The sequence below is a fragment of the Paracoccus aminovorans genome, assembly GCF_900005615.1.
Classification (GTDB): domain Bacteria; phylum Pseudomonadota; class Alphaproteobacteria; order Rhodobacterales; family Rhodobacteraceae; genus Paracoccus; species Paracoccus aminovorans.
This window is the reverse complement of record NZ_LN832559.1, coordinates 1,088,664-1,115,355: the sequence shown is the minus strand read 5'-3', so window position 1 is coordinate 1,115,355 and position 26,692 is coordinate 1,088,664. Positions and strand designations below refer to the sequence as shown.

At 68.6% G+C, this 26,692-nt stretch carries 28 protein-coding genes, 1 other RNA gene and 1 pseudogene; 13 read left to right on the top strand and 17 right to left on the bottom strand.

The annotated features are described in order from the left end of the window. Positions 1 to 79: 79 nt before the first annotated feature. The 6 genes from lpxC to murB all read right to left on the bottom strand — a co-directional run bounded on the left by lpxC (position 80) and on the right by murB (position 7,420). A complete protein-coding gene (gene lpxC, locus JCM7685_RS05650) occupies positions 80 to 1,021 on the bottom strand; it encodes a UDP-3-O-acyl-N-acetylglucosamine deacetylase (RefSeq protein WP_074965917.1) in 942 nt (313 codons plus the stop codon). A 226-nt stretch (positions 1,022 to 1,247) separates the two neighbouring features. Then, positions 1,248 to 2,882, bottom strand: a complete 1,635-nt coding sequence (ftsZ, locus tag JCM7685_RS05645) for a cell division protein FtsZ (RefSeq protein WP_074965916.1) — start codon at positions 2,880 to 2,882, stop codon at positions 1,248 to 1,250. A gap of 214 nt (positions 2,883 to 3,096) precedes the next feature. After that, positions 3,097 to 4,431 (bottom strand): cell division protein FtsA, encoded by a 1,335-nt coding sequence (gene ftsA, locus JCM7685_RS05640; RefSeq protein WP_074965915.1) that lies wholly within the window; start codon positions 4,429 to 4,431, stop codon positions 3,097 to 3,099. A 21-nt stretch (positions 4,432 to 4,452) separates the two neighbouring features. Beyond that, positions 4,453 to 5,472, bottom strand: coding sequence for a cell division protein FtsQ/DivIB (locus tag JCM7685_RS05635; protein ID WP_074965914.1), 1,020 nt, complete (start codon positions 5,470 to 5,472; stop codon positions 4,453 to 4,455). Continuing rightward, complete coding sequence (locus tag JCM7685_RS05630; RefSeq protein WP_074965913.1) at positions 5,460 to 6,383, bottom strand: D-alanine--D-alanine ligase; 924 nt, start codon at positions 6,381 to 6,383, stop codon at positions 5,460 to 5,462. Before JCM7685_RS05630 ends, JCM7685_RS05635 begins: the two co-directional genes overlap by 13 nt. A 116-nt stretch (positions 6,384 to 6,499) precedes the next feature. Then, complete coding sequence (gene murB, locus JCM7685_RS05625; protein WP_074965912.1) at positions 6,500 to 7,420, bottom strand: UDP-N-acetylmuramate dehydrogenase; 921 nt, start codon at positions 7,418 to 7,420, stop codon at positions 6,500 to 6,502. On the opposite strand from murB, the gene JCM7685_RS05620 reads away from it, so the two are divergent. Further along, positions 7,419 to 7,856: a hypothetical protein gene (locus JCM7685_RS05620; protein WP_145981072.1), complete on the top strand. Its 438-nt coding sequence runs from the start codon at positions 7,419 to 7,421 to the stop codon at positions 7,854 to 7,856. The two genes, murB and JCM7685_RS05620, sit on opposite strands and share 2 nt — an antisense overlap. Further along, on the top strand, positions 7,811 to 8,419 hold the full coding sequence (locus JCM7685_RS05615) for a hypothetical protein (RefSeq protein WP_074965910.1): 609 nt from the start codon (positions 7,811 to 7,813) through the stop codon (positions 8,417 to 8,419). Before JCM7685_RS05620 ends, JCM7685_RS05615 begins: the two co-directional genes overlap by 46 nt. Positions 8,420 to 8,427: 8 nt before the next feature. Here the strand turns inward: JCM7685_RS05615 and JCM7685_RS05610 are convergent, their stop codons facing one another. From JCM7685_RS05610 to JCM7685_RS05575, 8 genes are all read right to left on the bottom strand, one after another. Next, positions 8,428 to 8,793, bottom strand: a complete 366-nt coding sequence (locus tag JCM7685_RS05610; RefSeq protein ID WP_074965909.1) for a hypothetical protein — start codon at positions 8,791 to 8,793, stop codon at positions 8,428 to 8,430. Positions 8,794 to 8,799: 6 nt separating this feature from the next. Further along, positions 8,800 to 9,072, bottom strand: coding sequence for a DUF2484 family protein (locus JCM7685_RS05605; protein WP_074965908.1), 273 nt, complete (start codon positions 9,070 to 9,072; stop codon positions 8,800 to 8,802). Further along, complete coding sequence (gene murC / locus JCM7685_RS05600) at positions 9,069 to 10,481, bottom strand: UDP-N-acetylmuramate--L-alanine ligase (protein WP_074965907.1); 1,413 nt, start codon at positions 10,479 to 10,481, stop codon at positions 9,069 to 9,071. The genes JCM7685_RS05605 and murC overlap by 4 nt, the downstream gene beginning before the upstream one ends. Continuing rightward, a complete protein-coding gene (murG, locus tag JCM7685_RS05595) occupies positions 10,478 to 11,581 on the bottom strand; it encodes an undecaprenyldiphospho-muramoylpentapeptide beta-N-acetylglucosaminyltransferase (protein WP_074965906.1) in 1,104 nt (367 codons plus the stop codon). The genes murC and murG overlap by 4 nt, the downstream gene beginning before the upstream one ends. A 14-nt stretch (positions 11,582 to 11,595) precedes the next feature. Continuing rightward, on the bottom strand, positions 11,596 to 12,765 hold the full coding sequence (locus JCM7685_RS05590; protein WP_074965905.1) for a peptidoglycan glycosyltransferase FtsW: 1,170 nt from the start codon (positions 12,763 to 12,765) through the stop codon (positions 11,596 to 11,598). A 134-nt stretch (positions 12,766 to 12,899) separates the two neighbouring features. Then, positions 12,900 to 13,289 (bottom strand): DoxX family protein, encoded by a 390-nt coding sequence (locus JCM7685_RS05585; RefSeq protein WP_074965904.1) that lies wholly within the window; start codon positions 13,287 to 13,289, stop codon positions 12,900 to 12,902. A 67-nt stretch (positions 13,290 to 13,356) separates the two neighbouring features. Next, a complete protein-coding gene (locus JCM7685_RS05580; protein ID WP_074965903.1) occupies positions 13,357 to 13,911 on the bottom strand; it encodes a DUF488 domain-containing protein in 555 nt (184 codons plus the stop codon). Then, a complete protein-coding gene (locus JCM7685_RS05575) occupies positions 13,908 to 14,117 on the bottom strand; it encodes a hypervirulence associated TUDOR domain-containing protein (protein ID WP_074965902.1) in 210 nt (69 codons plus the stop codon). Before JCM7685_RS05575 ends, JCM7685_RS05580 begins: the two co-directional genes overlap by 4 nt. 117 nt (positions 14,118 to 14,234) lie before the next feature. On the opposite strand from JCM7685_RS05575, the gene JCM7685_RS05570 reads away from it, so the two are divergent. From JCM7685_RS05570 to JCM7685_RS20205, 8 genes and pseudogenes are all read left to right on the top strand, one after another. Next, positions 14,235 to 15,098: an ATPase gene (locus tag JCM7685_RS05570; protein WP_074965901.1), complete on the top strand. Its 864-nt coding sequence runs from the start codon at positions 14,235 to 14,237 to the stop codon at positions 15,096 to 15,098. Further along, positions 15,098 to 16,024 carry a homoserine O-succinyltransferase gene (locus JCM7685_RS05565; protein ID WP_074965900.1) on the top strand — a complete coding sequence of 309 codons (927 nt, stop codon included), beginning with the start codon at positions 15,098 to 15,100 and terminating at the stop codon, positions 16,022 to 16,024. Before JCM7685_RS05570 ends, JCM7685_RS05565 begins: the two co-directional genes overlap by 1 nt. Then, positions 16,025 to 16,933 carry a polyphosphate kinase 2 gene (ppk2, locus tag JCM7685_RS05560; RefSeq protein ID WP_074965899.1) on the top strand — a complete coding sequence of 303 codons (909 nt, stop codon included), beginning with the start codon at positions 16,025 to 16,027 and terminating at the stop codon, positions 16,931 to 16,933. Positions 16,934 to 17,101: 168 nt separating this feature from the next. Beyond that, positions 17,102 to 18,145: an ABC transporter substrate-binding protein gene (locus JCM7685_RS05555; RefSeq protein ID WP_074965898.1), complete on the top strand. Its 1,044-nt coding sequence runs from the start codon at positions 17,102 to 17,104 to the stop codon at positions 18,143 to 18,145. Between the two features lie 173 nt (positions 18,146 to 18,318). After that, positions 18,319 to 18,673, top strand: a transfer-messenger RNA (tmRNA) gene (gene ssrA / locus JCM7685_RS05550). A 65-nt stretch (positions 18,674 to 18,738) separates the two neighbouring features. Next, on the top strand, positions 18,739 to 20,010 hold the full coding sequence (locus JCM7685_RS05545; RefSeq protein WP_074965897.1) for a glutamate-5-semialdehyde dehydrogenase: 1,272 nt from the start codon (positions 18,739 to 18,741) through the stop codon (positions 20,008 to 20,010). Further along, positions 20,010 to 20,954, top strand: coding sequence for a hypothetical protein (locus JCM7685_RS05540; RefSeq protein ID WP_074965896.1), 945 nt, complete (start codon positions 20,010 to 20,012; stop codon positions 20,952 to 20,954). The genes JCM7685_RS05545 and JCM7685_RS05540 overlap by 1 nt, the downstream gene beginning before the upstream one ends. 43 nt (positions 20,955 to 20,997) lie before the next feature. Next, positions 20,998 to 21,157 (top strand): annotated as a pseudogene (locus JCM7685_RS20205) (IS481 family transposase); the annotation flags it as partial. A gap of 75 nt (positions 21,158 to 21,232) precedes the next feature. Here JCM7685_RS20205 and JCM7685_RS05535 read toward each other — a convergent pair. Next, positions 21,233 to 21,889, bottom strand: a complete 657-nt coding sequence (locus JCM7685_RS05535; protein ID WP_074965895.1) for a histidine phosphotransferase family protein — start codon at positions 21,887 to 21,889, stop codon at positions 21,233 to 21,235. Between the two features lie 40 nt (positions 21,890 to 21,929). On the opposite strand from JCM7685_RS05535, the gene JCM7685_RS05530 reads away from it, so the two are divergent. From JCM7685_RS05530 to JCM7685_RS05520, 3 genes are all read left to right on the top strand, one after another. Then, positions 21,930 to 22,109 carry a DUF3553 domain-containing protein gene (locus tag JCM7685_RS05530; RefSeq protein ID WP_074965894.1) on the top strand — a complete coding sequence of 60 codons (180 nt, stop codon included), beginning with the start codon at positions 21,930 to 21,932 and terminating at the stop codon, positions 22,107 to 22,109. A 156-nt stretch (positions 22,110 to 22,265) separates the two neighbouring features. Next, on the top strand, positions 22,266 to 23,045 hold the full coding sequence (locus tag JCM7685_RS05525; RefSeq protein ID WP_074965893.1) for a GNAT family N-acetyltransferase: 780 nt from the start codon (positions 22,266 to 22,268) through the stop codon (positions 23,043 to 23,045). Next, positions 23,042 to 23,875, top strand: coding sequence for a lysophospholipid acyltransferase family protein (locus JCM7685_RS05520; protein WP_074965892.1), 834 nt, complete (start codon positions 23,042 to 23,044; stop codon positions 23,873 to 23,875). Before JCM7685_RS05525 ends, JCM7685_RS05520 begins: the two co-directional genes overlap by 4 nt. Positions 23,876 to 23,991: 116 nt before the next feature. Here JCM7685_RS05520 and JCM7685_RS05515 read toward each other — a convergent pair whose 3' ends face one another. Both JCM7685_RS05515 and JCM7685_RS05510 read right to left on the bottom strand, forming a co-directional pair. Further along, positions 23,992 to 25,770 carry an SLC13 family permease gene (locus JCM7685_RS05515; protein WP_074965891.1) on the bottom strand — a complete coding sequence of 593 codons (1,779 nt, stop codon included), beginning with the start codon at positions 25,768 to 25,770 and terminating at the stop codon, positions 23,992 to 23,994. A 100-nt stretch (positions 25,771 to 25,870) separates the two neighbouring features. Next, positions 25,871 to 26,689 carry a TIGR00282 family metallophosphoesterase gene (locus tag JCM7685_RS05510; RefSeq protein ID WP_074965890.1) on the bottom strand — a complete coding sequence of 273 codons (819 nt, stop codon included), beginning with the start codon at positions 26,687 to 26,689 and terminating at the stop codon, positions 25,871 to 25,873. Between the last annotated feature and the right edge of the window lie 3 nt (positions 26,690 to 26,692).

Here is a 26,692-nt window from a genome sequence, read left to right as displayed (position 1 = left end):
TTGGCCCGGTCGTCCTAGCACAGAAAATCTGGCTGCGCAAAATGCCAAAACCGGAAAATCTGCGGCGCGGCCGTCACCGTCAGGCGACGGCCAGCTGCCGGACCTCGGACGCCATGCGCGCGGCCGACGCGATCACCCCCGCCCCGGGCTGGCGGCTTTCCATTTCGGGGGTCAGGATCACCCATTCCCAGGCGTCCGGCCGCGCGAAAAGCGCGCGCAGCAGCTTGTTAGTCATCGCATGGCCGGCGCGGTGGCCGGTATAGCGCGCCAGCAACGGCGCCCCGGCCAGCGCCAGGTCGCCCATCGCATCCAGCATCTTGTGGCGCACGGCCTCGTCGCGGTGGCGCAGCCCGCCGGGCGACAGCACCTTGTCGCCGTCGAAGACCACGGCGTTCAGATAGGTGCCGCCCAGCGCCAGCCCGTTCTGCTGCATCCGCACCACATCCGCCTGCCGGCAGAAGGTGCGGCTGTCCATCAGCTCGTGCACGAAACTGCCGTTGGCCATGTCGAGCCGCTTTTCCTGGTGGCCGATGGCGGCATCGGTGAAGTCGATGTCGAAATGGATTTCCAGATGGTCGGCGGGGGACAGGCGCGCAAAGCCCTCGCCCTGCTGCACCTCGATCTCGCGCAGGATCCGGACGGCGCGCAGCGGCGCCCCGGACTGCTGGCGCAGGCCGGCCTCCATGATGCCCTGAACGAAGGGCGCGGCGGAACCGTCCAGGATCGGCACTTCGGGACCGTTCACCTCGACCACGGCATTGTTGATGCCGGTGCCGGCCAGCGCCGCCATGACATGCTCGACCGTCGAGACGGTGGCGCCACGGCCGTTGTCCAGAAGCGTGCACAGCTGCGAGGGCGTCACATGGTCCCAGCGCGCCGGAATGCGGGCGCGGTCCAGGTCGGTGCGGACGAAGACGATGCCATGATCCGCCGGCGCCGGCAGGATCGCCAGCCGCACGGCCGCACCCGAATGCAGTCCGACGCCGCGGAACTGGGCTTTCTGAGCGATGTTGGTCTGCATGATCTTGCCTGCCGATTCTTACTGAATACCGTCGCCGCGAGGGTTTTCCGGCGGCGTGCCATCCAGTTAGGCACGCGCCGCCCCGGTCTCAACTAACGAATTGTAACGGCATGAAACAATCCCCGCCGCGGCGCGGAAGGAATCCGCCCATCCTGCCCAAGAGGCTGATTCAGAAAAAGAAAAAGGACCGCCGAAGCGGTCCTTTCCAAGTCCATTTGTGATCGCCTCAATTCGCCTGGCGGCGCAGGAAGGCCGGGATCTCGACATTGTCGCCGGTCCGGTCGGGGCTGGCCAGATCGTCGAAGCCGGCATCGAATCCGCCGCTGCGGCGGGCCTGGACGCGCTCGCTGACGCGTTCGGCGATGGTCGAGGGCGCGGGCTTCTCGGCCTGTTCGCCATGGCCCGAGATGCGTTCCAGCATACGGCTGAGACCGGCCATGCGGCCAGGACCGCGCGGCGCCTCGGCGGGCTGGGGCTGCCCCGCCGGCCGGCCCTGGGCCGCGGCGGCGGCCGCCTGGCGCTCGGGCGCCTTCTGCACGGCGGCGGCGAGGCGCTGCATCACCGCATCCGACGGCGTGCCGGCCGGGGCCTGCTGGCCGCGGCTGGGGGCGACGAAGCCGCCGGCATCGCCGTTCAGCGGATCGCGCGCCGGTGCGGCCGGGGCAGCGGCCTGGCGCAGGTCCGGCTGATAGGCCGGGCGCGGCATGTCCTCTTCCTCGTAGCGCGCGGCGGGGACCGCGGGCTGCACGCGCGCGACCGGTGCGGCCTCGACCGCGGGGGCTACGCGGCGCGGCGGCGGCAGGTCTTCCTCGACCGCCTTATGCGCGACGGCCGGATTCTGGGTCAGCGGTTCCTTCATGCCGCGGCGCGGGGCCGGCAGCTCCGCCGCCGAGGCGTCGATGCCGGTCGCCACGACCGAAACGCGGATGGTGCCTTCCATCGACGGATCCAGCGTCGAGCCGACGATGATGTTCGCATCGGGATCGACCTTCTCGCGGATCTTCTCGGCCGCCTCGTCCATTTCGAACAGAGTCAGGTCGTAGCCGCCGGTGATGTTGATCAGCACGCCCTTGGCGCCGTTCAGGCTGATTTCGTCCAGCAGCGGGTTGGCGATGGCCTTCTCGGCGGCCTGCACGGCGCGGTTCTCGCCCGAGGCTTCGCCGGTGCCCATCATCGCCTTGCCCATCTCGTCCATCACCGCGCGCACGTCGGCGAAGTCGAGGTTGATCAGGCCCGGGCGCACCATCAGGTCGGTCACGCCCTTGACGCCCTGATACAGCACGTCGTCGGCCATGGCGAAGGCTTCGGTGAAGGTGGTCTTTTCGTTGGCGAGGCGGAACAGGTTCTGGTTCGGGATGATGATCAGCGTGTCCACGACCTTCTGGAGCGCCTCGACGCCCTCGGCGGCCTGGCGCATGCGCTTGGTGCCTTCGAACTGGAACGGCTTGGTCACCACGCCGACGGTCAGGATGCCCATCTCGCGCGCGGCCTGGGCGATGATCGGGGCGGCGCCGGTGCCGGTGCCGCCGCCCATGCCGGCGGTGATGAAGCACATGTGGGCGCCCATCAGGTGATCGACGATGTCCTCGATGGTTTCCTCGGCGGCCTTGGCGCCGATCGAGGGTTTCGCGCCGGCGCCCAGCCCCTCGGTCACCTTGGGACCGATCTGGATGCGGCTGTCGGCTTTCGAGGATTGCAGCGCCTGGGCGTCGGTGTTCGCGACGACGAACTCGACCCCTTCCAGCTGCTTGTCGATCATGTTGTTGACCGCGTTGCCACCCGCACCACCGACGCCGAAGACGGTGATGCGCGGCTTCAGTTCCTGGTCATCGTTGAGCATCAGGTGGATTTGCCGTTCCATGTCTCGCCTGCCTTGTTTGTTGTGCCGGACATGTGCGCCCGGTCGAATCCCCTATGCGGGCCAGCCTAGCCAGATTCGCCCGCAGCGTCACCCGAAAAACACAGTTCGGACACCAAATATGGCGGTATTGACCGGTGTTTTAGGCGGTATCTTGCCCATTCTCCAGCATGTGGTGGGGACGCCCGTCCGCACCACCGCATCGGGTTTTTCGCAACTACCAGTTGCTGCGAAACCAGCGATAGGCCCGACGCAGGCTGCGCGCCGGATAATGTTCGGCGGGCATGTCGAAATCCCACCATTCGTCCTGCGGATGGGCGGTCAGCAGCGCCAGCCCGATGGCCGAGGAAAACCCCGGCGCGGTCGCGTTATGCGGCAGGCCCTGGATGCGCAGCGGCCGGCCGATGCGGACGTTCTGGCCCAGCATGCGCGCGGCCAGCGCGTCCAGCCCCGGGATCTGGCTGCCGCCGCCGGTCAGCACGATCTGGCGCGAGGGCATCGAATCGAAGCCCGCCGCGTCCAGGATCCCGGCGACGTTTTCCAGGATCTCCTCGACCCGCGGCCGCATGATGCCGATCAGGTCGGCGCGGCTGCCGCTGCGGCGGTCGGTCTCCCAATCGCCGGTCTCGCCGCCCAGCTCGATCATCTCGCGGTCGTCGCGTCCGGTGGCCTCGACGCCGCCGTGCAGCGTCTTCAGCCGCTCGGCCACGGCATGGCTGACGCGCAGGCCCTTGGCGATGTCCTGGGTGATCAATTCCCCGCCGAATCGAACAGCATCGGCGAAGATCATGTGTTTCTTGATAAAGACGGAAACCCCGGTGGTGCCGCCGCCCAAGTCCACGCAGGCCGCGCCCAGCTCCTGCTCGTCCTCGACCAGCGCCGCCAGCCCCGAGGCGTAAGAGGCCGAGGCCACCCCGGCCAGCTCCATGTCGCAGCGGCGGATGCAGTGCACCAGGTTGCCGGCGGCGTCGCCGTCGATGGTCAGCACATGCATGTCGCAGGCCAGCCGGCCGCCGGACTGGTCGCGCGGGTCCGAAAGCCCCGAGCGGCCGTCCAGGGCGAAATTCACCGGCTGGGCGTGCAGCACCTCGCGGCCGCGGCCGAAATCCGGCACGTCGCAGGCGGCAAGCACGCGGGCGACGTCGCCCTCGCCCACCTTGCCCGAAGGCAGCGCGATCTCTCCGGCCAGCCCATAGCTTGCCGGCCGCGCGCCCGAGATGCAGGCGATGACGTGATCGACACGCACGCCCGCCACCTTCTGCGCCGACTGGATGACGGTGCGGATGGCGCGCTCGGTCTCGGCCATGGTCTCGATCTCGCCATAGCGCAGGCCGCGCGAGCGGGTGGTGGCGGTGCCGATGACGCGGAAATTCGACTGGCCGGCCATGGGGCCGACCCCGTCCGTCTCGCGGAACTGGCTGGGGCCGTCGAATTGCAGCACGAGGCAGGCGATCTTCGAGGTGCCGATGTCCAGAACCGCGATGACCCCGCGCTGCATGGCCTGGCGGCGCATGCTCCGCATCGCCCGCTGCCCCTCGTACAGATCCTTCATCTCTGCTGCCCCTTCAAGCTGTTAGCCGCTTTTCTTCTTGCCGTTTCCCGATGTCTTCTTCGCCGTCTCGGCGGCGATGGCCTTGCCGTCCGGACCCAGTTCGGGCTGGCCCCGGGCGCGGCGGATGGCGTTCTGCGCCTCCAGCCCCAGTTGCACCACCGGGCGCTGCTGCTGGCGCAGGTCCACGACCGACAGGTCGCGGTCCAGCATGTGCTGGGCGCGGTCGATGGCGATGGCGCGCTCCAGCGCCGGCAGCGCGCCGTTCTCGGGCAGTTTGATGCGCTGGCCGCGGTCCAGCACCACGTCCCAGCGCCGTTCGCCCATGCGTTCCAGCCCGCGCAGGCGCGGCAGGATCGGCCCGGCGGCGTCGATCAGCGCCAGCGCCTCGGCCGCGGCGCGGTCGGCGCCCTCGCCCGAGATGATCGGCAGGTCGCCCCGCACCTCGCGCGAGGTGACCGAGGCGACGCGGTGCCCGGTCTTGTCCAGCAGCTCGATGCCGCGGGCGTGGCGCCACAGCAGCGCCGGCACCCGTTCCGTCACCACCGCCGACAGCACGCCGCCGGGCTTGATGCGCAGGTCCACCGCCTCGACCGCATCCAGCTTCAGCACCCGCTCGCGCAGCTTTTCCAGGTCGATGTCAAAGCTCGACGCCGGCAGCTCGACCGGCAGCATCGCCCGCAGCCCCTTGTCCACCACCGGCGAGGCGCCCTCGATGGTCATCATCTTGACCAGGAATTCGTCGCGGTTCTGCACCCGGTCCACCAGCGCGTCGAGCCCGCCGGTCAGATGCGCACGGCGGGTGTCGTCCGACAGCCAGATCCCCGCCACCAGCGCCGCCAGAAAGGCCGGCAGCCCGACATGCACCAGCCGCCGCACCAGCGGCCGCAGCATCATCCGGTTCAGCCGATAGGCCAGCCGCGACGGCGCCGGGTCCTTGCGCACCGGGCGCGGCTGCTGCGACGGCGCGGGCCGCGCGGGCGCATGACGCACCGGCGCCGGCCGGCCGGCATCCTGACCGCGATGGAAGTTCAAGCCCTGCATAGCGCCTCCTCGACGATCCAGCGGCAGAGCGCGGGAAAGTCCATGCCGACATGCGCCGCCTGCTCCGGCGCCAGCGAGGTCGGCGTCATCCCCGGCTGGGTGTTGGTTTCAAGGATGATCAGCCCGGCCAGGCCGCGCGATTCGTCCCAGCGGAAATCGCTGCGCGACAGGCCGCGGCACCCCAGCGCCTGATGCGCCCTGACGGCGAAGTCGCGGCAGGCGGCATCGATCTCGGCCGGGATCTCGGCCGGGACGACGTGGCGCGAGCCGCCGGGCTTGTATTTCGCGTCGTAGTCGTACCAGCCCTCGGTGACGATCTCGGTCACGCCGAGCGCCCGGTCGCCCAGCACGGCGACGGTCAACTCGCGGCCGGGGGCATAGGTCTCGACCATGACCCGCGCGGGCATCTGGTCCGAGAGCTGCGGCGGGGCGTTGGCGGCCTCGTGGACGATATAGACCCCGACCGAGGAGCCCTCGTCATTCGGCTTGACGACATAGGGCGGCGGCAGGACGTGGCGGGTGCACACCTCGGCCGCGTCGGCGATGACGCTTTCGACGACAGGAATGCCCGCCTCGCGAAACGCCTGCTTCGCCCGGGACTTGTCCATGGCCAGCGCCGAGGCCAGCACGCCGGAATGGGTGTAGCGCAGCCCCAGCCACTCCATCAGGCCCTGGACGCAGCCGTCCTCGCCCCAACGGCCGTGCAGCGCGTTGAAGACCACGTCCGGCGCGGCATCGACCAGACGCGCGGGCAGATCCCTGCCCGCATCCAATTCGACGACTTCATAGCCCGCCTGCCGCAGCGCCTTCGCGCATTCCCGCCCGGACGAGAGGGAAACCTCGCGCTCGGCCGAGGGTCCGCCCATCAGGACCACGACTTTCGGGGCTGTCCTGCTCGACCTGCCCGCCAATTTTGCCTCATTCTCCCGGTTTGTCCGGGTGTTTATCTCGGCAGGATAGCGGGTTGCGCAGAATCGCAAAAGTCCCTTTTCGCGTCTGGGGCGAGATTTCCGGGGATAACGGCGGGTTACGGCTCACCCACGCGGATGACTTCCCATTGCAGCTCATGCCCCGAGCTTTCGCGCACCCTGTCGCGGACCAGCTCGCCCAGGGATTCCAGCTCTGCTGCCGTGGCGCCTTCGGCGTTCAGCAGGAAATTCGGGTGCTTTTCAGACATTTGCGCCCCGCCCAGACGATGGCCGCGCAGCCCGGCGGCATCGATCAGGCTCCATGCCTTGAGCTCATGCGAGTCGTCGGCACGGCCGGTCGAGGAAAAGCCGGCCGGGTTGCGGAAGGTCGAGCCGGCCGAGCGGTCGCGGGTCGGCTGACTGGCGTCGCGGCGGGCCAGCTGATCGTCCATTTTCGCAGCCAGTTCAGCGGGTTCCCCCGAGGCCGCGCGGAAGGTGGCGCGGGTCACCACCCAGCCCTCGGGCAGATCGGCGTGGCGATAGGCGAGGTTCAGCGCATCGGCGGGCAGATCGTGGATGCTGCCGTCACGCGCCACGACCCGAACCGAGACCAGGTGGTCGGCGACATAGCTGCCATAGCAGCCGGCATTCATGCGCACGGCGCCGCCGATGCCGCCGGGAATGGTGCGCAGGAAGGTCAGGTCGCGCCCGGCCTCGGCCGCCTTGCGGGCGACATGGGCGTCCAGCGCGGCGGCGCCGGCGATGACGGTTTCCCCCGCGATTTCAATGGTGTTGAATCCGCGGCCCACCCGGATCACCACGCCGCGGATGCCACCGTCGCGCACGATCAGGTTCGAGCCGACGCCCATCGGAAAAACCGGCACGGCGGGGTCGAGCGCGGCGAGGAAATCGGCCAGATCTGCCTCGTCCGCGGGCTGGAACAGCCAGTCGGCGGGGCCTCCGACGCGCAGCCAGGTCAGGTCGGCGAGCGGGCGGTTCGGGGTCAGGGCGCCGCGGGGCGTGGGAAGCGTGTGGCTCATGGCTCGCGTGGTTAATCACCGTTGCGCGGGGCGTCAATCGGCACGGATTGCCGGGACGTTGCAAGAGTTCACCGGTGACCGCCATGCGACCGGAAGCTTTCGCGAAGGTGATCCGCCCACCGAAGTGCAGCGCAAGCTGGCGATGCTGATCTATGAGATCGTCTGGGCCGAAAAATTCCAAGGGCTTGGACGGGACGACGAGCTTGCCCGGACGCTGGGCAGCGTCGTCGACTCGGTTTGCGCGACCTTGCGCCAGGAGGCCTATGACGGCATCGCCGCCTTTCTGGAGCGCAAGTCATTCTTCGCCGCGATGCCGCATGCCGCGCCTGCCGGCGGCGCAGACACAGCGGTTTCCGAACCTGCCGAAACCCTGACAGAAAGGCTGCGGACATGCCTGAAGCAACCCAAACAGGCGCCGTCACCCGGCGCGGGCTGATATCGGTCGCGACGGCCAGCGCGGCGATCCTGGGGCTGGTGGCGCGCGGCCAGGCGCAACAGGGCGATACGTCCCTGCCTTTCCTGCCCGCCAGCGATCCGCTGAACGAGACGCAGGATGCACAATGTGCGCTCGCGCAGGCGATCAAGGCCGCCGCCGTGAATGCGAAGCAGATGGTCGAACTGCTGCAAGCGGCCGCGACCCGCCTTGCCATGGCCGTGAGCGAAATCACCGCGCTTCTGTCCGGGGCGGACGCGGCAGAGCTCGCCAATCAGCCGCTGCCCATTCCCAAGCGGTTCGCCGAGCAGATCAAGACCATCCTCGGCGCGACGCCCGACGCGCCCGGCTTGGGCGAGATCGAGACCCAGGCCGATTACCTGCTGGCGCTGCGCGTGGCGGCGGATCAGGCAGCCGGGATCCTTGCGGCGATCATCGAGAGGCAGAAGAGCCGCGACAGGCAAGACGCACCCCTGGCCGCGTGGGACAACGAAACGCTGCGCCTGTTCGAGCTGGTCATGGCCATGCAGTTGCTGAACGCTTCCGCGGTCGGCTTCAACACCTGACCGCCACTCTATTCCAGCGCGCTGAGCAGCACCGCCAGGGCCGCAAGCCCGCCGATCACCCAGACGTCCCAAGCCGCGGCGGGCGACGCGCCGGCCGTGGCGGGGCGCAGCCGATCCCAGAGCCAGCGACCGGCCGCCCCCAGCGCCAGACCGCCGGCGGCGATCAGCATGAGCAGGCACAGCAGCGCGCCGATGATCCCGGCAAGATAGCCGCCGGTCTTGGCGCCTCCGATCAGATAGCAGGCACCGGCCGAGCCGAGCAGCAGCGCCAGTTGCAGCGCGAGCGGCGCCCAGCTGCGGGCGGCGGCGCGGATCGCGCCGATGCTGACGGTCAGCGCCACCGCCACGGCGACGATGAGCCAGACGATCTCCATGCCGCCTCAGCGCAGCCCGCGTTGCGCCGGCGCGCGGCGGCGGCGGGTCTCGAACGGCGGCCAGACCAGCAGCGACAGGCCCAGCGACAGGAACAGCACGCCGAAGCCCGGGCCGCAGAGATAAGTCAGCCAGCCCAGCACCGGCACGCCGCACAGCACCAGCGTCCACAACGCGGCATGGCGCCAGCGCAGCCGCACGAAGGGCAGCAGGCAGGCCAGCACGCCCCACAGGACCGCGCAAAGCGCCGCGACGAACGGGTGGCCGACCAGCAGCATCATGCGGCCTGCCCCAGCAGCCGCTCGGGCAGGTTGTTGGCCCAGGCCGAGATGGTGCCGGCGCCAAGGCAGACCACCATGTCGCCGGGCCGGGCCTGTTCGCGAACCAGGCGCTCCAGGTCGCCCTCGTCCATCACCGCGCGGGCGTGGCGGTGGCCGTGGGCGATCAGCCCCGCCACCAGATCGTCGCGCGAGGCGCCGGGGATAGGTTCCTCGCCGGCGGAATAGACTTCGGCGATGGCGACCACGTCGGCCTCGTTGAAGCAGGTGCAGAAATCGTCGAAGAGGCCGGAGAGCCGGGTATAGCGGTGCGGCTGGTGCACGGCGATGACCCGGCCCTTGGTGGCCTGGCGCGCGGCTTTCAGCACGGCGGCGATCTCGACCGGATGGTGGCCGTAGTCGTCGATGATGGTGACGCCGTTCACCTCGCCCACGCGGGTGAAGCGGCGGCCGACGCCGCCGAACTTGGCCAGCGCCTCGCGGATCTGGGCGCGCTTCATGCCGAGATGGCGGGCGACCGCGACGGCGGCCAGCGCGTTCGAGACGTTGTGGTCGCCGGGCATCGGCAGGGTGCAGTCCTCGATGACCGGGGCGTCTTCCTCGCCCTGCAGGGCAATGTCGAAATGCGCGATGCCGTTTTCATAGCGCAGGTTTATCGCGCGGATGTCGGCCTGGGCGTTGAAGCCGAAGGTGACCACGCGGCGGTCGGTGGTGCGGCCGACCAGCGCCTGCACCTCGGGGTGGTCGGTGCAGCAGACGGCAAGGCCGTAGAAGGGGATGTTCGAGACGAAATCCTGGAAGCCCTTGCGCAGCGCGTCGAAGCTGCCCCAGTGCTCCATATGCTCGGGGTCGATGTTGGTCACGATGGCGATGGTCGCCGGCAGGCGGTTGAACGAACCGTCCGATTCGTCGGCCTCGACCACCATCCATTCGCCGGCACCGGCGCGGGCGTTGGAGCCATAGGCGTGGATCACGCCGCCGTTGATGACGGTCGGGTCGAAGCCGCCGGCATCCAGCAGCGTCGCGACCATGGTGGTGGTGGTGGTCTTGCCATGCGTGCCGGCCACGGCGACGTTCGAGCGCAGGCGCATGAGTTCCGCCAGCATCTCGGCCCGGCGCACGATGGGCAACCCGCGGCGGCGGGCTTCCTCAAGCTCGGGGTTGCCCTTCTTGATCGCGGTCGAGATCACCACCACGCCGGCCTCGCCGATGTTTTCCGCGCGCTGGCCCTCGAAGACGGCGGCGCCCAGCTTCTCCAGCCGGTCGGTGATCTTCGAGCGTTTCGCGTCCGATCCCTGCACGGCATAGCCCAGCGTCATCAGCACCTCGGCGATGCCCGACATGCCGATGCCGCCGATGCCGATGAAATGGATGGGGCCCAATTCGCCCGGAAGTTTGGTCGCTGCGTTCATCGGGATAGGTCCGTTACTAGATCTGCAAGGCGCTGCGCCGCATCGGGGCGGGCGAGCTCCAGCGCCGCCGCTGCCATTCGGGTGGCGCGGGCGCTGTCGGAAAGGATGTCCCGGATGTCGCGCGCGAGGCTTTCGGCGTCAAGCACGGATTCGGGCAGAAGCACCGCCGCACCGGATTCCGCCAGGGCACGGGCGTTGGCGGTCTGATGGTCGGCGGTGGCTGCGGCATAGGGGATCAGGATCGCCGGGCGGCCGATCACGGTGATGTCGGCGATGGACGAGGCCCCGGCCCGGCTGACCACCAGCTGCGCCTGCGCCAGCCGCGTCGGCACGTCGTCGAAGAAGGGCCGCACCGTGGCGGCGATGCCGGCCGCCCGATAGGCGGCGGTGACGCGCTCGGCATCCTCGGCCCTCGCCTGGTGGCTGACAACAAGGCGGGGGCGCATGTCCTCGGGCAGGCTGGCGATGGCTTCGGGCACCACGTCGGAAAGCACGCGCGCGCCCTGGCTGCCGCCGATGACCAGCAGGTTCAGCGGCCCCTGGCCCGGCGGGACATAGGGCGCGCCGGCCTGGTCCAGCACCGCCCGGCGCACCGGGTTGCCGGTGTGGATGCCCTCGACCCCCTCGGGCAGGCGCGTGGGCCAGGTGCCGCAGGCGACGCGGCTCACGCGGCGGGCGAAGGCCATGTTGACCCGACCCATGACGCCGTTCTGTTCGTGGATCATGCGCGGGATGCCCAGTGCCAGCGCCGCAGCCATGGCGGGAATGGTCGGATAGCCGCCGAAGCCCACCACCACCGCCGGGCGGTCGGCGCGAAAGCGGCGCATCGCGGTCAGGATGCCGGTGCCGATGCGAAGGGGCACGGCGAGCTTCGCCAGCGCCCCGCCCCGCGCGGTGGTGGCGGAGCTGACGACCTCGCGCGCCACCTCGGCCGGGAAGGCGCCGGCATAGCGGGCGCCGCGTTCATCGGTGGACAGCTTCACCCGCCAGCCGCGCGCCAGCAGCACCTCGGCCAGCGCTTGCGCCGGAAACATGTGGCCGCCGGTCCCGCCGGCGGCGATCAGGCAAAGCGGCCCGCCTTGCGACGATGCCGCGCTCATCCCCGGCGCCTTCCTCATCCCCGGCCCCGCCCCAGCACGTCGCCGATGCGCCCCTGCGGGCGCGAGCGGGTCAGGGCCAGCAGCATGCCCATGGCGATGCCTGAGGCGATCACCGAACTGCCGCCATAGCTGACGAAGGGCAGCGTCATGCCCTTGGCCGGCAAAAGCCGCACCGCCACGCCCATGTTGATCAGCGCCTGCACGCCGAAGGCGCAGGCAAGGCCGGTGCCGCCGATGCGCGCGAACGGATCGCGCTCGTCCTGCAGGCGCAGCAGCGAGCGGATGACGATGGTGGCGTAAAGCGCGATGATGATCAGCACCAGGATCAGCCCGTATTCCTCGGCCGCGACGGCGATGATGAAGTCGGTATGGGCGTCCGGCAGCGACCATTTGACCGAGCCCTCGCCGACGCCGACGCCGAAGAAGCCGCCCTCCTGGATCGCGTTCCAGGCATAGCCGAGCTGGGTGCGCGGATCGACCTCGGCCGCAAGGAAGCCGTTGATGCGGCGGGCGAAATGCTCGGAGGCGCCATAGGCGAAGAAGCCGCCGACCGCCGCCAGCCCCATGACGCTGCCCAGTAGATACAGCGGCGCCCCGGCGATGAAATACATCACGCACCAGGAAAACAGCACCAGCGAGGCCTGGCCGAAGTCGGGTTGCAGCGCCAGCAGCACCACGACCACCGCGGCGATGACGAAGGAATAGATCTTTCCGGGCGGGCCGCCGACCTCCTGGCTCGAGGCCATGAACCAGGCGCAGATGGCGATGAAGCACGGCTTCAGGAATTCCGAGGGCTGCACCGACATGCCGCCGGGCAGGCGCAGCCAGCGCACCGCGCCCTTGCCGAAATCGGTGCCGATGAAGGGCAGCGCCATCAGCACCACCAGCGCGGCCAGGAAGCCCAGCACCCCGATCCGCCGCACCATGCGCGGCGAGAAGGTCGAGATCACCAGCATCGCCACCAGCGCCATGGCGCCGAACACCGCCTGCCGGGTCACGTAATAGAACTGCGGAAGGCCGTTCTTTTCGGCCAGCGGCACCGAAGCCGCCAGCCCCAGAAGAAGCCCCACCGCGAACAGCCCCAGCACGCAGGCCAGGGACCATCGGTCCAGGGTGCGCCACCAGCGGGGAAGAATCGGATCACCAGCCCGCACGGGCGTGGTGCCAAAGACCATCTCGGTCATGGGTTACCGCCGTCACTGCCTCGTTTGTCGTCGCCCGTTTTCCGGGTCTGGGGCGAATCATAGCGCGATTGTGCCCGGCGCGCCACAGCGGATTGGTTAACGCTGCGGAATGGACCGGGACGGCGCCCGATTCGTCAGGGCAGCCAGCCCAGCACGCCCGCCGGCGCGCCGCCGAACAGCGCCAGCGCCCCGCCGCCCGCCGCCGCCAGCGCGAAATAGCCGCCGGCCATCGTCACGTTCTTGAGCAGCTCGGTCGCATTGCCGCGATGTTCCAGATAGCCGGTCACCAGGCACCACAGGCCCAGAAGCAGCGCCGCCGTGCGGACGGGATAGCCCAGCACGACCGCCAGCCCGCCCAGAAGCTCGCAAAGCCCGACCAGCCAGGCCAGCGCCTTGGCGTCGGGTATACCCATGGCGGCGATCATCGGCGCGATCTTCGCCTCGCCGCCCCGCAACTTGAGAATGCCCCAGGCGATGAAGGGCACACCCAGAAACAGCCGCGCGATGAAAAGTCCGGTTTCCATTTCCTGCCCTCTTTTCCGGCGGTGCCTGTGCCCATTTCGCGCCAGCAGGTCGCGATAGCAACGTTTTTTACCCATCGCCCCCTGCTGCCGGCGCCGGATAGGTCACGCCGCCGTCCGGCTGCGGCTGGGCGCCGGGGGTCAGGCGCGCGGGCTCGACCCGGCCCGGGCCCATGATGTGGAACACAGCGAATCCGCGCACGATCAGGTGATCGGCGACGATGCGGCGATGGCAGCGCCACCAGACCGCCTCGGCGCACATGATCGCGCAGGCCCGCATCCGCCCCTCGGCCAAAAGCCGGCCGAGCCCGGCGCGGAACGCCTCGGACTGCGCGTAATCGGCGTAATTGTGAAAGCTGCGGTTCTGCCAAAGCCCGTCCACGTCCGGCGGCACCGCCTTCGACCGGCCGCGCAAGCCGCCCAGCGCCGCGATATGGCCGTAAGAGAGGCCGGCCTCGGCCATCGCCCCCGCCAGCCGCGCGCCGTCGAATTGCGGATTGGCCCGCGACATCGGCAGCTTGCGGACATCGGCGACATGGCCGACGCGATTCTCGCGCAAAAGGGCGATGAACGCATCGATCGTGCGGTCGGAATGACCGATGGTATAGAACGGCAGGGTTGTCATTCCAGCGTCAGCGCGCTGCCCTTGTGGGCGGCGATATGGTCGGTTTTGTCGCTCTTGATCTCGTATTGCGGGTCCTCGGGCGAGGCGCGATGCGTATGGCCCTTGTAGTCGAAATCGCTGGTATGCACCTTGATGACGGTGCCCGAGACCCGCCCCGCCTCGGAGTTCCAGCTGACGTGGTCGCCGATCCTGAATCGCGGCGTCATCGCCGGTGCCTTTCCTGTTGCCTGCCGCCAGCCTAGCGCATCCGCGGGACACAGGCCCCCTTTTCCTTGACCCGGCGCGGGATTAACTATCGCGGCAGCCCGGCAGAAGGATGGCCCATGCTTTACGAGACCGCAGCCGCATGGCTGGCCGCACCCAGGAAGCGCGTGCTGTTCTTCGGCATGTCCGGCCTGGGCAAGACCTATCTGGCCTCGATGCTGCGCGGCTCGGGGGAATGGTTCCATTACTCGGTCGATTACCGCATCGGCACCCGCTACATGGGCGAACTGATCGCCGACAACTTCAAGCGCGAGGCGATGAAGGTGCCGTTCCTGCGCGAGCTGCTGCTGTCGGATTCGGTCTATATCGCCAGCAACATCACCTTCGAGAACCTGGCGCCGCTGTCCACCTATCTGGGCAAGCCCGGCAGCGAGACCCGGGGCGGGCTCTGCTTCGAGGAATACATGCGCCGCCAGGGCCAGCACCGCGCGGCCGAGATCGCGGCGCTGCTGGACACCGCCCATTTCATCCGCCGCGCGCAAGAGCTTTACGGAGTGGGCAATTTCGTCTGCGATTCCGGCGGCTCGGTCTGCGAGGTGGTGGACCCCTTCGCCGCGACCGACCCGGTGCTGGACGCGCTGGAACGCGACCTGCTGCTGGTCTGGATCAAGGGCTCGGACGCGCATACCGAGGAACTGGTCCGCCGCTTCGACCGCGCGCCGAAGCCGATGTATTACCAGCCCGATTTCCTGGATCGCGCCTGGACCGACTATCGCGTCGAAAAAGGCCTGACCGGGGACGAGGTCAATCCCGACGATTTCATCCGCTGGACCTATGCCCGCGCGCTGGCCCATCGCCAGCCGCGCTATGCGGCCATGGCCCGGCGCGGCGTGACCATCCTGGCCGAGGACGTGGCCGGGGTGAAGACCCCCGACGACCTGATCCGGCTGCTCGCCAGGGCCATCGAACGAAAGGAAGCATGATGCCCATCACCCTGCCCAACGACCTGCCCGCCTTCGACATCCTGTCGAACGAAGGCGTCATGGTCATGTCGCCGGGCCGGGCCGCGATGCAGGACATCCGGCCGCTGCGCATCGGCCTGCTGAACCTGATGCCCAAGAAGATCCAGACCGAGAACCAGTTCGCCCGGCTGATCGGCGCGACGCCCCTGCAGATCGACTTCCAGCTGATCCGCATGTCGGACCACGAAAGCCGCAACACCGCCGCCGACCACATGGCCGCCTTCTATCGCAGCTTCCGCGAGGTCGAGGCCACGGGCGAGAAGTTCGACGGGCTCATCATCACCGGCGCCCCCATCGAGCACCTGCCCTTCGAGGCCGTGACCTATTGGGACGAGCTGACGCGCGTGTTCGAGTGGACCCGGACCCACGTCCATTCCACCTTCGGCGTCTGCTGGGGCGGCATGGCCATGGCCTGGCATTTCCACGGGCTGGAAAAGCACGCGCTGGAGCGCAAGGCCTTCGGCTGCTTCCGCCACCAGAACCTGGCGCCCTCCAGCCCCTATCTGCGCGGCTTTTCCGACGACGTGCTGGTGCCGGTCAGCCGCTGGACCGAGGTGCGCCAGCCCGAGGTCGACGCCTGCAAGGGCCTGCGCACGCTGATCGCCTCGGACCAGGTCGGGCCCTGCCTGCTCGAAGATCCAGGGCGGCGGGCGCTTTATGTCTTCAACCATTTCGAATACGACAGCACCACGCTGAAGGACGAATACGACCGCGACGTGGCGGCCGGAAAGCCGATCAACGTGCCGGTGAACTATTATCCCGACGACGACCCGTCCCAGGCACCGACGAACCGCTGGCGCAGCCACGCGCATCTGCTCTACGGCAACTGGATCAACGAGATCTACCAGACCACCTGGTACGACATCTCCCGCATCGGCGAGGGTTGAATGGCGAAGAAATCCGAAGCGAAGACCCTGTCCGAGACCCACCCCGACCTGCCTTATGTCGGGGCGATCAGCCGCTTCCTGGACAAGGACGCGCCCGAGGACCTGCGCAAGGCGGTCAAGGCGGCGGACAAGGACCGCATCCTCGACCCCTCCTATCCCTATGCCGAAGAGATGAAGGGCAAGGAATACGACGACGCCATGGCGGGGCTGCAGCTGCAGCTGGTGCGGCTGATGCGCGACGTGATCCACACCGGCAAGCGCATCGTGGTGCTGTTCGAGGGTCGCGACGCCGCCGGCAAGGGCGGCACCATCGAGCGGGTGCGCGAGAACCTGAACCCGCGTTCCGCCTATATCGCGGCGCTCCCGAAACCCAGCGAGCGCGAGGCGGCCGAGTGGTATTTCCAGCGCTACGTGGACTGGCTGCCCGCCCGGGGCGAGATCGCGCTCTTCGACCGCAGCTGGTACAACCGCGGCGTGGTGGAAAAGGTCTTCGGCTTCTGCACCGATGCGCAGCGCGAGACCTTCTTCCGCCAGCTGCCGCATTTCGAGAACATGCTGGTCGACGACGGCATCACCCTGGTCAAGCTGTGGCTCGGCGTCGGCCGGGCCGAACAGCTGCGGCGCTTTCTCGACCGCGAGAAGGACCCGCTGAAGCAGTGGAAACTCAGTTCCATCGACGTGGACGGGCTGGCGCGCTGGGACGACTACACGGCGGCGATCCACGACACGCTGGCGCGCAGCCATTCCGGCATCGCGCCCTGGACGGTGATCCGCTCGGACGACAAGCGGCGGGCGCGGATCGCCGCGATCCAGACCATCCTGCGCGCGGTGGATTTCGCCGGCCGCGACGATGCGGCGATCGGCCTGCCCGATGCGCAGATCGCCGGCCCGCCGGACCTGCCGGGATAAGCCGCCGGCGCCGGCCTGTTGCGGCCGCGGCGCGATCCTGCCCTAAAGCCGCGCCGGCTCCCCGCACGCGGCGTCGGCCTGGATCGCGCGCGCTCGCCCAAGGCTTGCAGGGCTGGAAGAGGCCCGCTAGCGTCGGCGCAGACTGCCACGCATCCCGAAAGGCCCCCGATGAAACTCCTGCGCTCCTCTGCCCTTGCGCTGCTCCTCGCCGGCACCGCCGCCCATGCTGCCGACCCCGAACTCACGGTCTTCGACTGGGCCGGTTTCGAGGAGCCGGTGATCTTCCAGGGCTATATCGACAAATACGGCACCAGCCCCACCTTCGCCTTGTACGGCGACGACGACGAGGCCTATCAGAAGCTCGCCTCGGGCTTCAAAGCCGACGTCGCGCATCCCTGCTCGCAGATGGTGTCGAAATACCGCGACGCCGGGCTGATCGAACCCTGGGACGTGTCGCGGATCCCGGCCTTCAAGACGCTCTATCCCAAGTTCCTGGATTCGCCGATCTTCAAGGACGACCAGGGGGTCTGGTATATCCCCACCGACTGGGGCGCGACGGCGATCGCCTATAACAAGGACACCGTCCCGGCCGAGGACGTGGCCAGCCTGAACGTCTTCACCGACCCGAAATACCAGGGCCGCACCAGCCTGCCCGATTCGGCCGACGACGTCTGGGCGCTGGCCTATCTGGCGACCGGCACCACCGACTGGACCAAGGTCACGGACGAACAGTTCAAGGCCGCCGCCGACTGGCTGCGCGCGGCGCATCAGAACGTCGCCGCCTATTGGGCCGACCCGGCCGAGCAGGCGCAGCTGATGGCCTCGGGCGCGGTGGACGTGGCATGGTCCTGGAACGACGGCGTGGTGCTGCTGGAAAAGGACGGCTTCCCGGTCGGCTTCCAGCGCGCCCCCAAGGAAGGCAGCTCGACCTTCTTCTGCGGCTTCATCAATCTCAAGAACGGGCCGGGCAAGGAGGACAAGGCCTATGACTTCATCAACGCCTGGCTCGCCCCCGGCTCGGCCAAGGGGCTTCTGGACACGATCGGCTACGGCCATACCTCGACCGTGGCCATGAAGACGATCGAAAACGAGCCGGCGGTGAAGGAAGGCCTGTCGCCGATCAACGCCCCGATCCTGGCCCAGACGCCGAACGATCCGGCGCAGCGCGAAAAGCAGCTGGCCGAGTTCGAGAAGATCAAGGCCGGTTTCTGATCCCCTGGCGATGCGCACGCCCGCCAGCAAGGCGCATCGCCGATGGCACTGCCGCAGGGGTATTTGGAAAACGGAAAGAACAGGCCCTGCCGCGCCCTGGCTTTTCCGTTTCTGAAATACCCCAAGGGGTGAATTGGCCCGCGGAGCGGGACAAGAGGGGAACGGCGTTCCCCTCTCTTGCGTGTGGGCGAGGCGGCGCCTATATTCCGACTGTCCGGGTTCGCCCGGACTATGGACATAAACGCGCAGGTAATAAGCGGATCGGACCCGGGGGCGGTACCCGGCGGCTCCACCATCAGTCCCTCGTTGGGGGCGCATGGGGCCGAAACAGGATCGACGAACGTCTAAAGCTGTTTGCTTTGTCTCGGTGAGCTACCACCGTCATCGGTGCAAAATGTACAGTTGCCAACGACAACCGTGCTCCGGTCGCTCTGGCTGCGTAAGCAGCTCGGGTAACCGAAACTTAAGCCCTTGCGCCTAGCAGCGTAAGGCGGGGCCCGCAGGAGCCTGGCAACAGAATCCTGCACCTTCCCTTTCTTCTGGAAATTCCGGCCCTGCCGCCTTATCTCGGGCGGATGCAAGGGAACGCCGCCATGAAAGACCTGTCCTCTTCCGACGCCGACGCGCTGATCGCGGACCTGGGCCGCAAGGCGCGCGACGCCGCCGCCGTGCTGACCGAGACCTCGGCCGAGCGCAAGCATGCCGCCCTGACCGGCGCCGCCGAGGCGATCCTTCGGTCCGAGGACGCGATCCTCGACGCCAATGTCCTCGACATGCACCACGCCGAGGAAAAGGGGCTGAGCGCCGCGATGCTGGACCGGCTGAAGCTGGACGGCGCCCGCCTGCGCGCCATGGCCGAGGGGCTGCGCTCGGTTGCGGCGCAACCCGATCCCGTGGGCCGCGTGCTGGCCGAATGGGACCGGCCGAACGGGTTGCATATCCAGCGCGTGGCGACGCCGCTGGGGGTCATCGGCGTGATCTACGAAAGCCGGCCGAACGTCACCGCCGATGCCGCCGCCTTGGCGCTGAAGGCCGGCAATGCGGTGATCCTGCGCGGCGGCTCGGAAAGCCTGGAGAGTTCCACCGCCATCCACGAGGCGCTGGTCGCCGGGTTGAAACAGGCCGGCCTGCCCGAGACCGCGATCCAGATGGTGCCGACTCGCGACCGCGCGGCCGTCGCCGCGATGCTGCGAGCGCAGGAATACATCGACGTGATCGTGCCGCGCGGCGGCAAGGGCCTGGTCGGGCTGGTTCAGCAAGAGGCGCGCGTGCCGGTCTTTGCCCATCTGGAAGGCATCTGCCACGTGTATGCCGACCGCGACGCCGATCTGGACAAGGCGCGGCGCGTGGTGCTGAACGCCAAGACCCGGCGCACCGGCGTCTGCGGCGCCGCCGAATGCCTGCTGATCGACTGGCAGTTCTACACCAAGCACGGCCCCGTGCTGGTCCAGGACCTGCTGGACGCCGGCGTCGAGGTCCGCGCCGAGGGCGAGTTGGCGAAGATTCCCGGCACCCTGCGCGCCGAGCCGTTGGATTTCGGGCAGGAGTTCCTGGACAAGATCATCGCCGTGAAGCTGGTCGACGGCGTCGAGGAAGCGATCGCGCATATCCGCCGCTACGGCTCGGGCCATACCGAATCGATCCTGACCCAGAACGACGCCACCGCCGAGCGCTTCTTCAAGGCGCTGGACAGCGCCATCCTGATGCGCAACGCCTCGACCCAGTTCGCCGACGGCGGCGAGTTCGGCATGGGCGGCGAGATCGGCATCGCCACCGGCAAGATGCATGCCCGCGGCCCGGTCGGCGCCGAGCAGCTGACCAGCTTCAAATACCTGGTCACCGGCGACGGAACGATCCGCCCCTGATGCGGGCAGAATGCCTGCACCAGGACCAGCGCCACCGCATCATGCTGTTTCGCGGCACGGGCGACGGCCAGCGCGCGGTGGTCAGTTTCGAACATGGCCGCGACCAGCACATGAGCGGGTTCGAGCCCGCGTCCTGCCCGCGCTTCGCCCGGCGGCTGGGCGTGGACGCGCTGATGGTGCAGACGGCGCGGCGCGACTGGTTCGTCTCGGACCGCAGCGCGGCGCTGGCCGAGGCCCTGGCCCGCGCCACCGCCGGCTATGCCGAGGTCATCGCCATCGGTTTTTCCATGGGCGGCTATGCGGCGCTGCTGTATTCGGCCGCCTGCCATGCGCGGCGGGTGATGGCGGTGTCGCCGCAATATTGCATCGATCCGCAGGTGGCGCCCTTCGATCCCGGCCGGCACGCGAAATTCGCCCGCATCGGCCGGCCGATGCCGCTGCCGCAATCGCAGGGAGACATCGGCGTCGATGGGCTGCTGCTCTACGACCCGGCCATCGCGGCCGACCGCGCCCATGCGGCGCTGATCCGGGTGGGCTTTCCCCGCCTCACCGCCGTCGCCCTGCCCCATGGCGGCCATCCGGCGACGGGCGTGATAGCCGGCGCCGGCGGCGTGGGGCAACTGGCCGAGATGGTGATCGTGAACCGCATCGACCCCGCCCGGGTCCGGCAGGCGCATCGCGCGGCCCGGCGCGACAGCGCGCTTTACCGGCTGCACCTGGCTAAGGCCGCCCTGGCCCGCCATCCCGACCGCGCAAAGCGCGAATTGCGGGCGCTGGCCGCGGGCGCCGCCCCGCGCCAGGCGTTCGAGGCGGCGCTGCTGCTGCTGGAACAGCGCGACGACCAGGCCGAGGCGCTGCTTTCCAGGGTTCTGGAGGCCGAGCCCCAGATCCCGCCCGGCCTGCTGCGGCGGCTGGACCGGGCCCTGCGGGACGGCGGGATCTAGCTGCTTGATCCCCCGGTTTGCTGGTTCGATCCTTTCTGCGGACTGGACGGCTGGTCAGGTCGAGCGGATGAACCGCGCCGTCAAGGACGCTTTCAAACGGTTCCATTGCGACAGCGGCGATCCGCTGCGATCCCACCCCGCGGACGTCACGGCCGCCTGCAACCCGCCGACTGAAGATGCTCGGCGGGCTCACGCCCTGCGAATAGATCTGCAAGGTCTGGACCTGCGCCGGATCGATTGCTCCCAGACCAGATCCGACAGAGGCCGGGACTGAACTGCTAGAAGGCGATCTCGCCGCCGGTCTCGTCCAGTTCCCAGGACAGCGCCCGGCCGGCGGCGCGGGCAAAGCCCGAGAGCAGCAGGAAATGCACCTCCGAGGAATTCGGCTCGGGCCGCTCGCGTCCCGGGGCCAGGTCCAGCCAGGACCACAGCGCCGGGTCGGGCTTGGTGCGGCTGGCCTCGGCGACCAGACGCCAGCCCGCGGCACCGCGGCAGACCAGCACCCGACCGCCCCAGGGCAGCGCCGTTTCCAGACACATCAGCGCCAGCAGGATCATCCGCGCCTCGGTCCGCGGCAGGTCGCCCTCGGCTTCCAGCCGCAGCTTGATGCGGCCGCCCTTCTCGACATCGGCGAACAGCGCCGCAAGCTCGGCCGGGCTCAGCCGCTGGTCGGGCGCGGCATGGCCGAAGGCCAAGCGGAACCAGCGCAGCCGCGCCCGCGCCGCCTCGACGCTTTCGGCGATCAACTGCATCTCGGGACTGCGGGCGATGCCGGGAAACTCGCCCGACAGCTCCAGCAGTTCCAGCCCGTTGCCGATGGCGCCCAGGGGCGAGACGATGTCGTGGCACAGCCGCGAACTGACCAGCGCCGCAAGCCGCTCGGGCTCGGGACCGGTCGGAAGACGGGGGTCGCGGTAGATTGTCAGATCGTCCATGGGGGTCTAGCCTGCAAATTGCCGCAAGGAAGGGCATGAGATGAATGAAATCCTGGAGCCGGGCATGATCGTGCGCCACCCCGGCGCCCCGGAATGGGGCGTCGGGCAGGTCCAGTCGCGGATCGGCGATCGCATCACCGTCAACTTCACCCATGCGGGAAAACAGGTGGTCGATGGCAGACATGTCAGTCTTGAACTGGTCACGAACGATCCTTTCTGATGCCGATGCAGATTAATTCAACTTTTAGGCGAGTCAATCTTGCTTAACGCAACGTCGCATGCCGCGGCGGGCCGGGCGCGCGTTGCGGTTGCAATATGGGACTGCCGCGCCTAGACACGGGGCCAGATCGCAACAGGCAGGGTGCCAGGCCGGACGATGACGCCCGAGACTTCCTTCTTCGAGACCCGCCTCGCCACCGACGACGCCGATCTTCTCGCCGCGCAGCGCCTGCGCTACCGGGTCTTCGTCGAGGAGCTGGGCGGCGACGGGCCGCTGGTCGATCATGCCGAACGGCTGGAGCGGGACGAGTTCGACCCGGTGCTCGATCATCTGGTGCTGGTGGACAACCGCCGCTCGCGCGCGGCGCTGGATCATGTCGTCGGCGTCTATCGCCTGCTGCCGGGGGACCGGGCCGAGGCGTTCGGCCGCTTCTATTGCGACAGCGAATACGACCTGACGCCGCTGCGCCATTCCGGCCGGTCGCTGCTGGAACTGGGCCGGTCCTGCGTCGATCCGGCGTTCCGGGGCGGCTCGGGCATGTTCCTGCTGTGGAACGCGCTGGCCGAATATGTGCTGGCGCGCGACATCGAGATCCTGTTCGGGGTGGCCTCGTTCCACGGGCTCGACGCGCAGGCGCTGGCGCAGCCGCTGAGCTGGCTGCATCACCACCACCTGGCGCCGCCGGCGATCCGGCCCCGTGCCCGGCCCGACGGCTACCAGCGGATGGACCTGATCCCCGAGGCGCAGCTGGACCGCCGTGCCGCCATGGCGGGGATGCCGGCGCTGATCAAGGCCTATCTGCGGCTGGGCGGGCAGGTTGGCGAAGGCGCCTGGCTGGACCGGCCCTTCAACACCACCGACGTCTTCCTGATGGTCGACACCAAGGCCATGTCGGAAAAGCACCGCAAGTTCTACGAGACCCGGCAGGGGCAATGAGCGAATCCTCCCCGGGCACCTGGCACGGCGAGGCCACGCCGCCCGCCATCCCCCGCCCCTCGGCCCTGGGCTGGCTGCTGGTGGCGACGCGGGGCCTGGGCATCGTCTCGGTGCTGCTGATCGGCGTGATCCTGATCCTGCCGATGCGTGGGGTCGAGCGGCTCTTTGCCGGGCCGCGCCGACCGGTTACCGGGCCGCATGTCCAGTTGGTCTGCCGGCTCTGCCTGTGGATCCTGGGCCTGCGCTGGCGCTGCGAGGGCACGCCGCTGCGCGGCCCCGGCGCGGTGGTCGCGAACCATTCGAGCTGGCTCGACATCTTCGTGCTGAACGCGGCGATGCCCGTCTTCTTCGTTTCCAAGGCCGAGGTGGCCGGCTGGCCCGGCATCAACATCCTGACCCGTGTGACCGACACGCATTTCGTCGCCCGCGATCCGCGCCTGGCGCGCCGGCAGGCCGATGAATTCGCCGCCCGCACCCGCGCCGGCCACCGGCTGCTGTTCTTTCCCGAAGGCACCAGCAGCGACGGGCGCCGCGTGCTGCCCTTCAAGCCGACGCTGTTCCAGGGCTTCCTCGACCCCGCCCTGCCCCTGGGCCTCGCGATCCAGCCGATGAGCGCGCATTACCACGCCCCCCCGGGTCGCGACCCGCGCTTCTATGGCTGGTGGGGCAGCATGGCGCTGGGTCCGCATCTGCTGGCGGTCCTGGCAGAGCCGCGCCAAGGTTCGGTCACGGTGCGGCTGCTGCCGCCGATCCCGGTGGCGGAGGAGACCCGCAAGACGCTTTCCGCCAAGGCGGAGGCAGCGGTGCTTCACGGCTTTTCCCGGAACTGAAGCGGAACCTCCAACGGCTCCGTCGGGCGGGTATTTGAAAAACGGAAAGCGGCATCAGGCTCTTTCCGTTTTCTAAATACCCAAGCAAGCGTGACGCGGCGATGACCGGACCCCTTTCAAAGCGGCCAGAACAGCGGGATGGTCAGGCAGGCGACGATGCCGCAGATGATGTCCAGCGGAATGCCGACCTTGACGAAATCGCTGAACTTGTAGCCGCCGGGGCCGTAGACCATCAGGTGGGTCTGGTAGCCGATGGGCGTGGCGAAGGCGACCGTGGCCGAGAACATCACCGCCACGACATAGGCGCGCGGATCGTGGCCCAGCGATTTCGCCAGCGCGATGGCCACCGGCGTCAGCAGCACGGCCACGGCGTTGTTCGACAGTACCTCGGTCATCACCAAGCCCAGGAAATAGACCGCGATCAGCGTGGCGAAGGGCGGCAGGCCCCGCAGCCAGGGCGCGACGAAATCCACCACCAGGGTCACGGTGCCGGTGTATTCCAGCGCCTCGCCCACCGCGAGCATGGCGAAGATCATCGCCATCAGCCGGGCATCGACGAATTCGAACGCCTCCTCGGCATCGACGCAGCGGGTGATCAGCACCACCGCCGCCGCGATGAAGGAAAGGGCCATGATCGGGGCCACCTCCAGCGCCGCCAGCGACACCACCGACAGCAGGCACAGGATGGCGATGGGCGCCTTCTTGCGGCGGAACGGCCGCGCCGAGGGGCGCGAGACATCGACCAGCTCCATGTCGGCGGCCAGCCGGGCGATATCCTCGGGCGCGCCTTCCAGCAGCAGGGTATCGCCCACCTGCACCACCAGGTCGTCCAACTGGCGGCCGATGTTCTGGCTGCGGCGATGCGCGGCCAGGACGTAGACGCCGTAGCGCCGGCGCAGGCGCATGTCGCTGAGCCGCCGCCCGATCAGCCGCGCGCCGGGCGATATCAACACCTCGACCGTCTCGGTCGCGACCGAACTGAGCTTGTCGACCATCTGGAAATTCTTGTTTTCCTGCATCTCCAGCAGTTCGGCCATCTCCGAGCGCAGCACCACCCGGTCGCCGGGCTCCAGCACCGCCTCGGCCAGGTTGCGGCGCAGCGAGGCGTCGCCGCGCAGCACGTCGATCACCCGGACCGCATCGCGCTTGAACAGCGGCACCTCGTTCACGTTCTGGCCGACGAGGCTGGAATCCTCGGGCACCGCGACCTCGGTGAAATATTTCATCTCGCGCCGGGCGCCGAAGAAGCCGGCCAGCGTGGTGCGGTCGGGCAGCAGCCGCCAGCCGACGGTGGCGAAATAGGCGATGCCGGCGATGGTGACGGCGATGCCCACCGGCGCGATCTCGAAGATGGTGAAGGGCTTCATGCCCTGTTCGCGCGCCACGCCGTCCACCAGCAGGTTGGTCGAGGTCCCGATCAGCGTGATCATGCCCGACAGGATGGTCATGTAGCTGAGCGGGATCAGCAGCTTCGAGGGCGCCACATTGGCCTTGAGGCCGAGCTGGATCAGGATCGGGATCATCACCGCGACCACCGGCGTGTTGTTCATCACCGTCGAGGCGACGATGATGAAGGCGAAGGTCATGCAGATGGTCAGGATCGGCCGATCGGCCGCGCGCCTGGTCACCACGGCGGTGACCATTTCCAGCGCGCCGGTGCGCAAGAGCCCGCCCATGATGATGAACATGAAGGCGATGGTCCAGGGCGCGGCGTTCGACAGCACCCCGGCCGCGTCCTTGATCGGCAGCAGGCCCATCACCATCATCACCGCGGCGGTGCCGATGGCGACGACCTCGGGCGGGTTCTTCTCGCGGATGAACTCGATGAACATGATCGTGATGATGACCAGCATCGCGATGGCCGCGTTGGTCCCGGTCAGTTGGAAACCCAGCATGCAAATCCTGTCCAGAGGCGGCGCAAAACACGCCGCATTCGATGGGGTATTAGAATTAAATCCTCGGGCCTCGCAAGCGAAAGCGCGAGGTCCGCCGGCATCAGGCGGAAACCGGCGAGGGATCCAGCCTGCCGCCCGCGCGCACCGCCTGCACGGCGGTGGCCTTGCCGGTGCGGTCGTCGGTGGTGACCAGCACGCCCGCCAGCGTCGCCTCGCCCTCGGCCGGGGTGAAGCGTTCCGAGGCCATGCCGGTCAGGAAGCGGCGCAGCGGCTCAGTCTTTTCCATGCCGATGACGCTGTCGTAGTCGCCGCACATGCCGGCATCGGACTGATAGGCGGTGCCGCGGTTCAGGATCATGGTGTCGGCGGTCGGCACATGGGTATGGGTGCCGACGACCAGGCTGGCGCGGCCGTCGCAGAAATGGCCGACCGCCATCTTCTCGCTGGTGGCCTCGGCATGGATGTCCACCACCGCCGCCTGCACCAGCCCGCCCAGCGGATGCGCCCTCAGCACCGTGTCGATGGCCGAGAACGGGTCGTCGAAGGGCCGCTTCATGAACACCTGGCCCAGCACCTGCGCCACCAGCACCTTGCGGCCGCGCGTCGCCTCGAACACGCGCGCGCCGCGGCCGGGCGCGACCTTGGAATAGTTCAGCGGCCGGATGATGCGCGGCTCGGTCTCGATGAAGGACAGCATGTCCTTCTGGTCGAAGGCATGGTCGCCCAGTGTCACGCAATCTGCACCCGAATCGAGTATGAGCTTGGCGTGCCCCCCCGTCAGGCCCATGCCGCCGCTGGCGTTCTCGCCGTTCACGATGGTGAAATCGACCCCCAGTCGCGCCTTCAGCGGCCCGAGACCTTCCGAAATGGCGCGCCGACCCGCGCGCCCCATCACATCGCCAAGATAGAGGATTCGCATGCG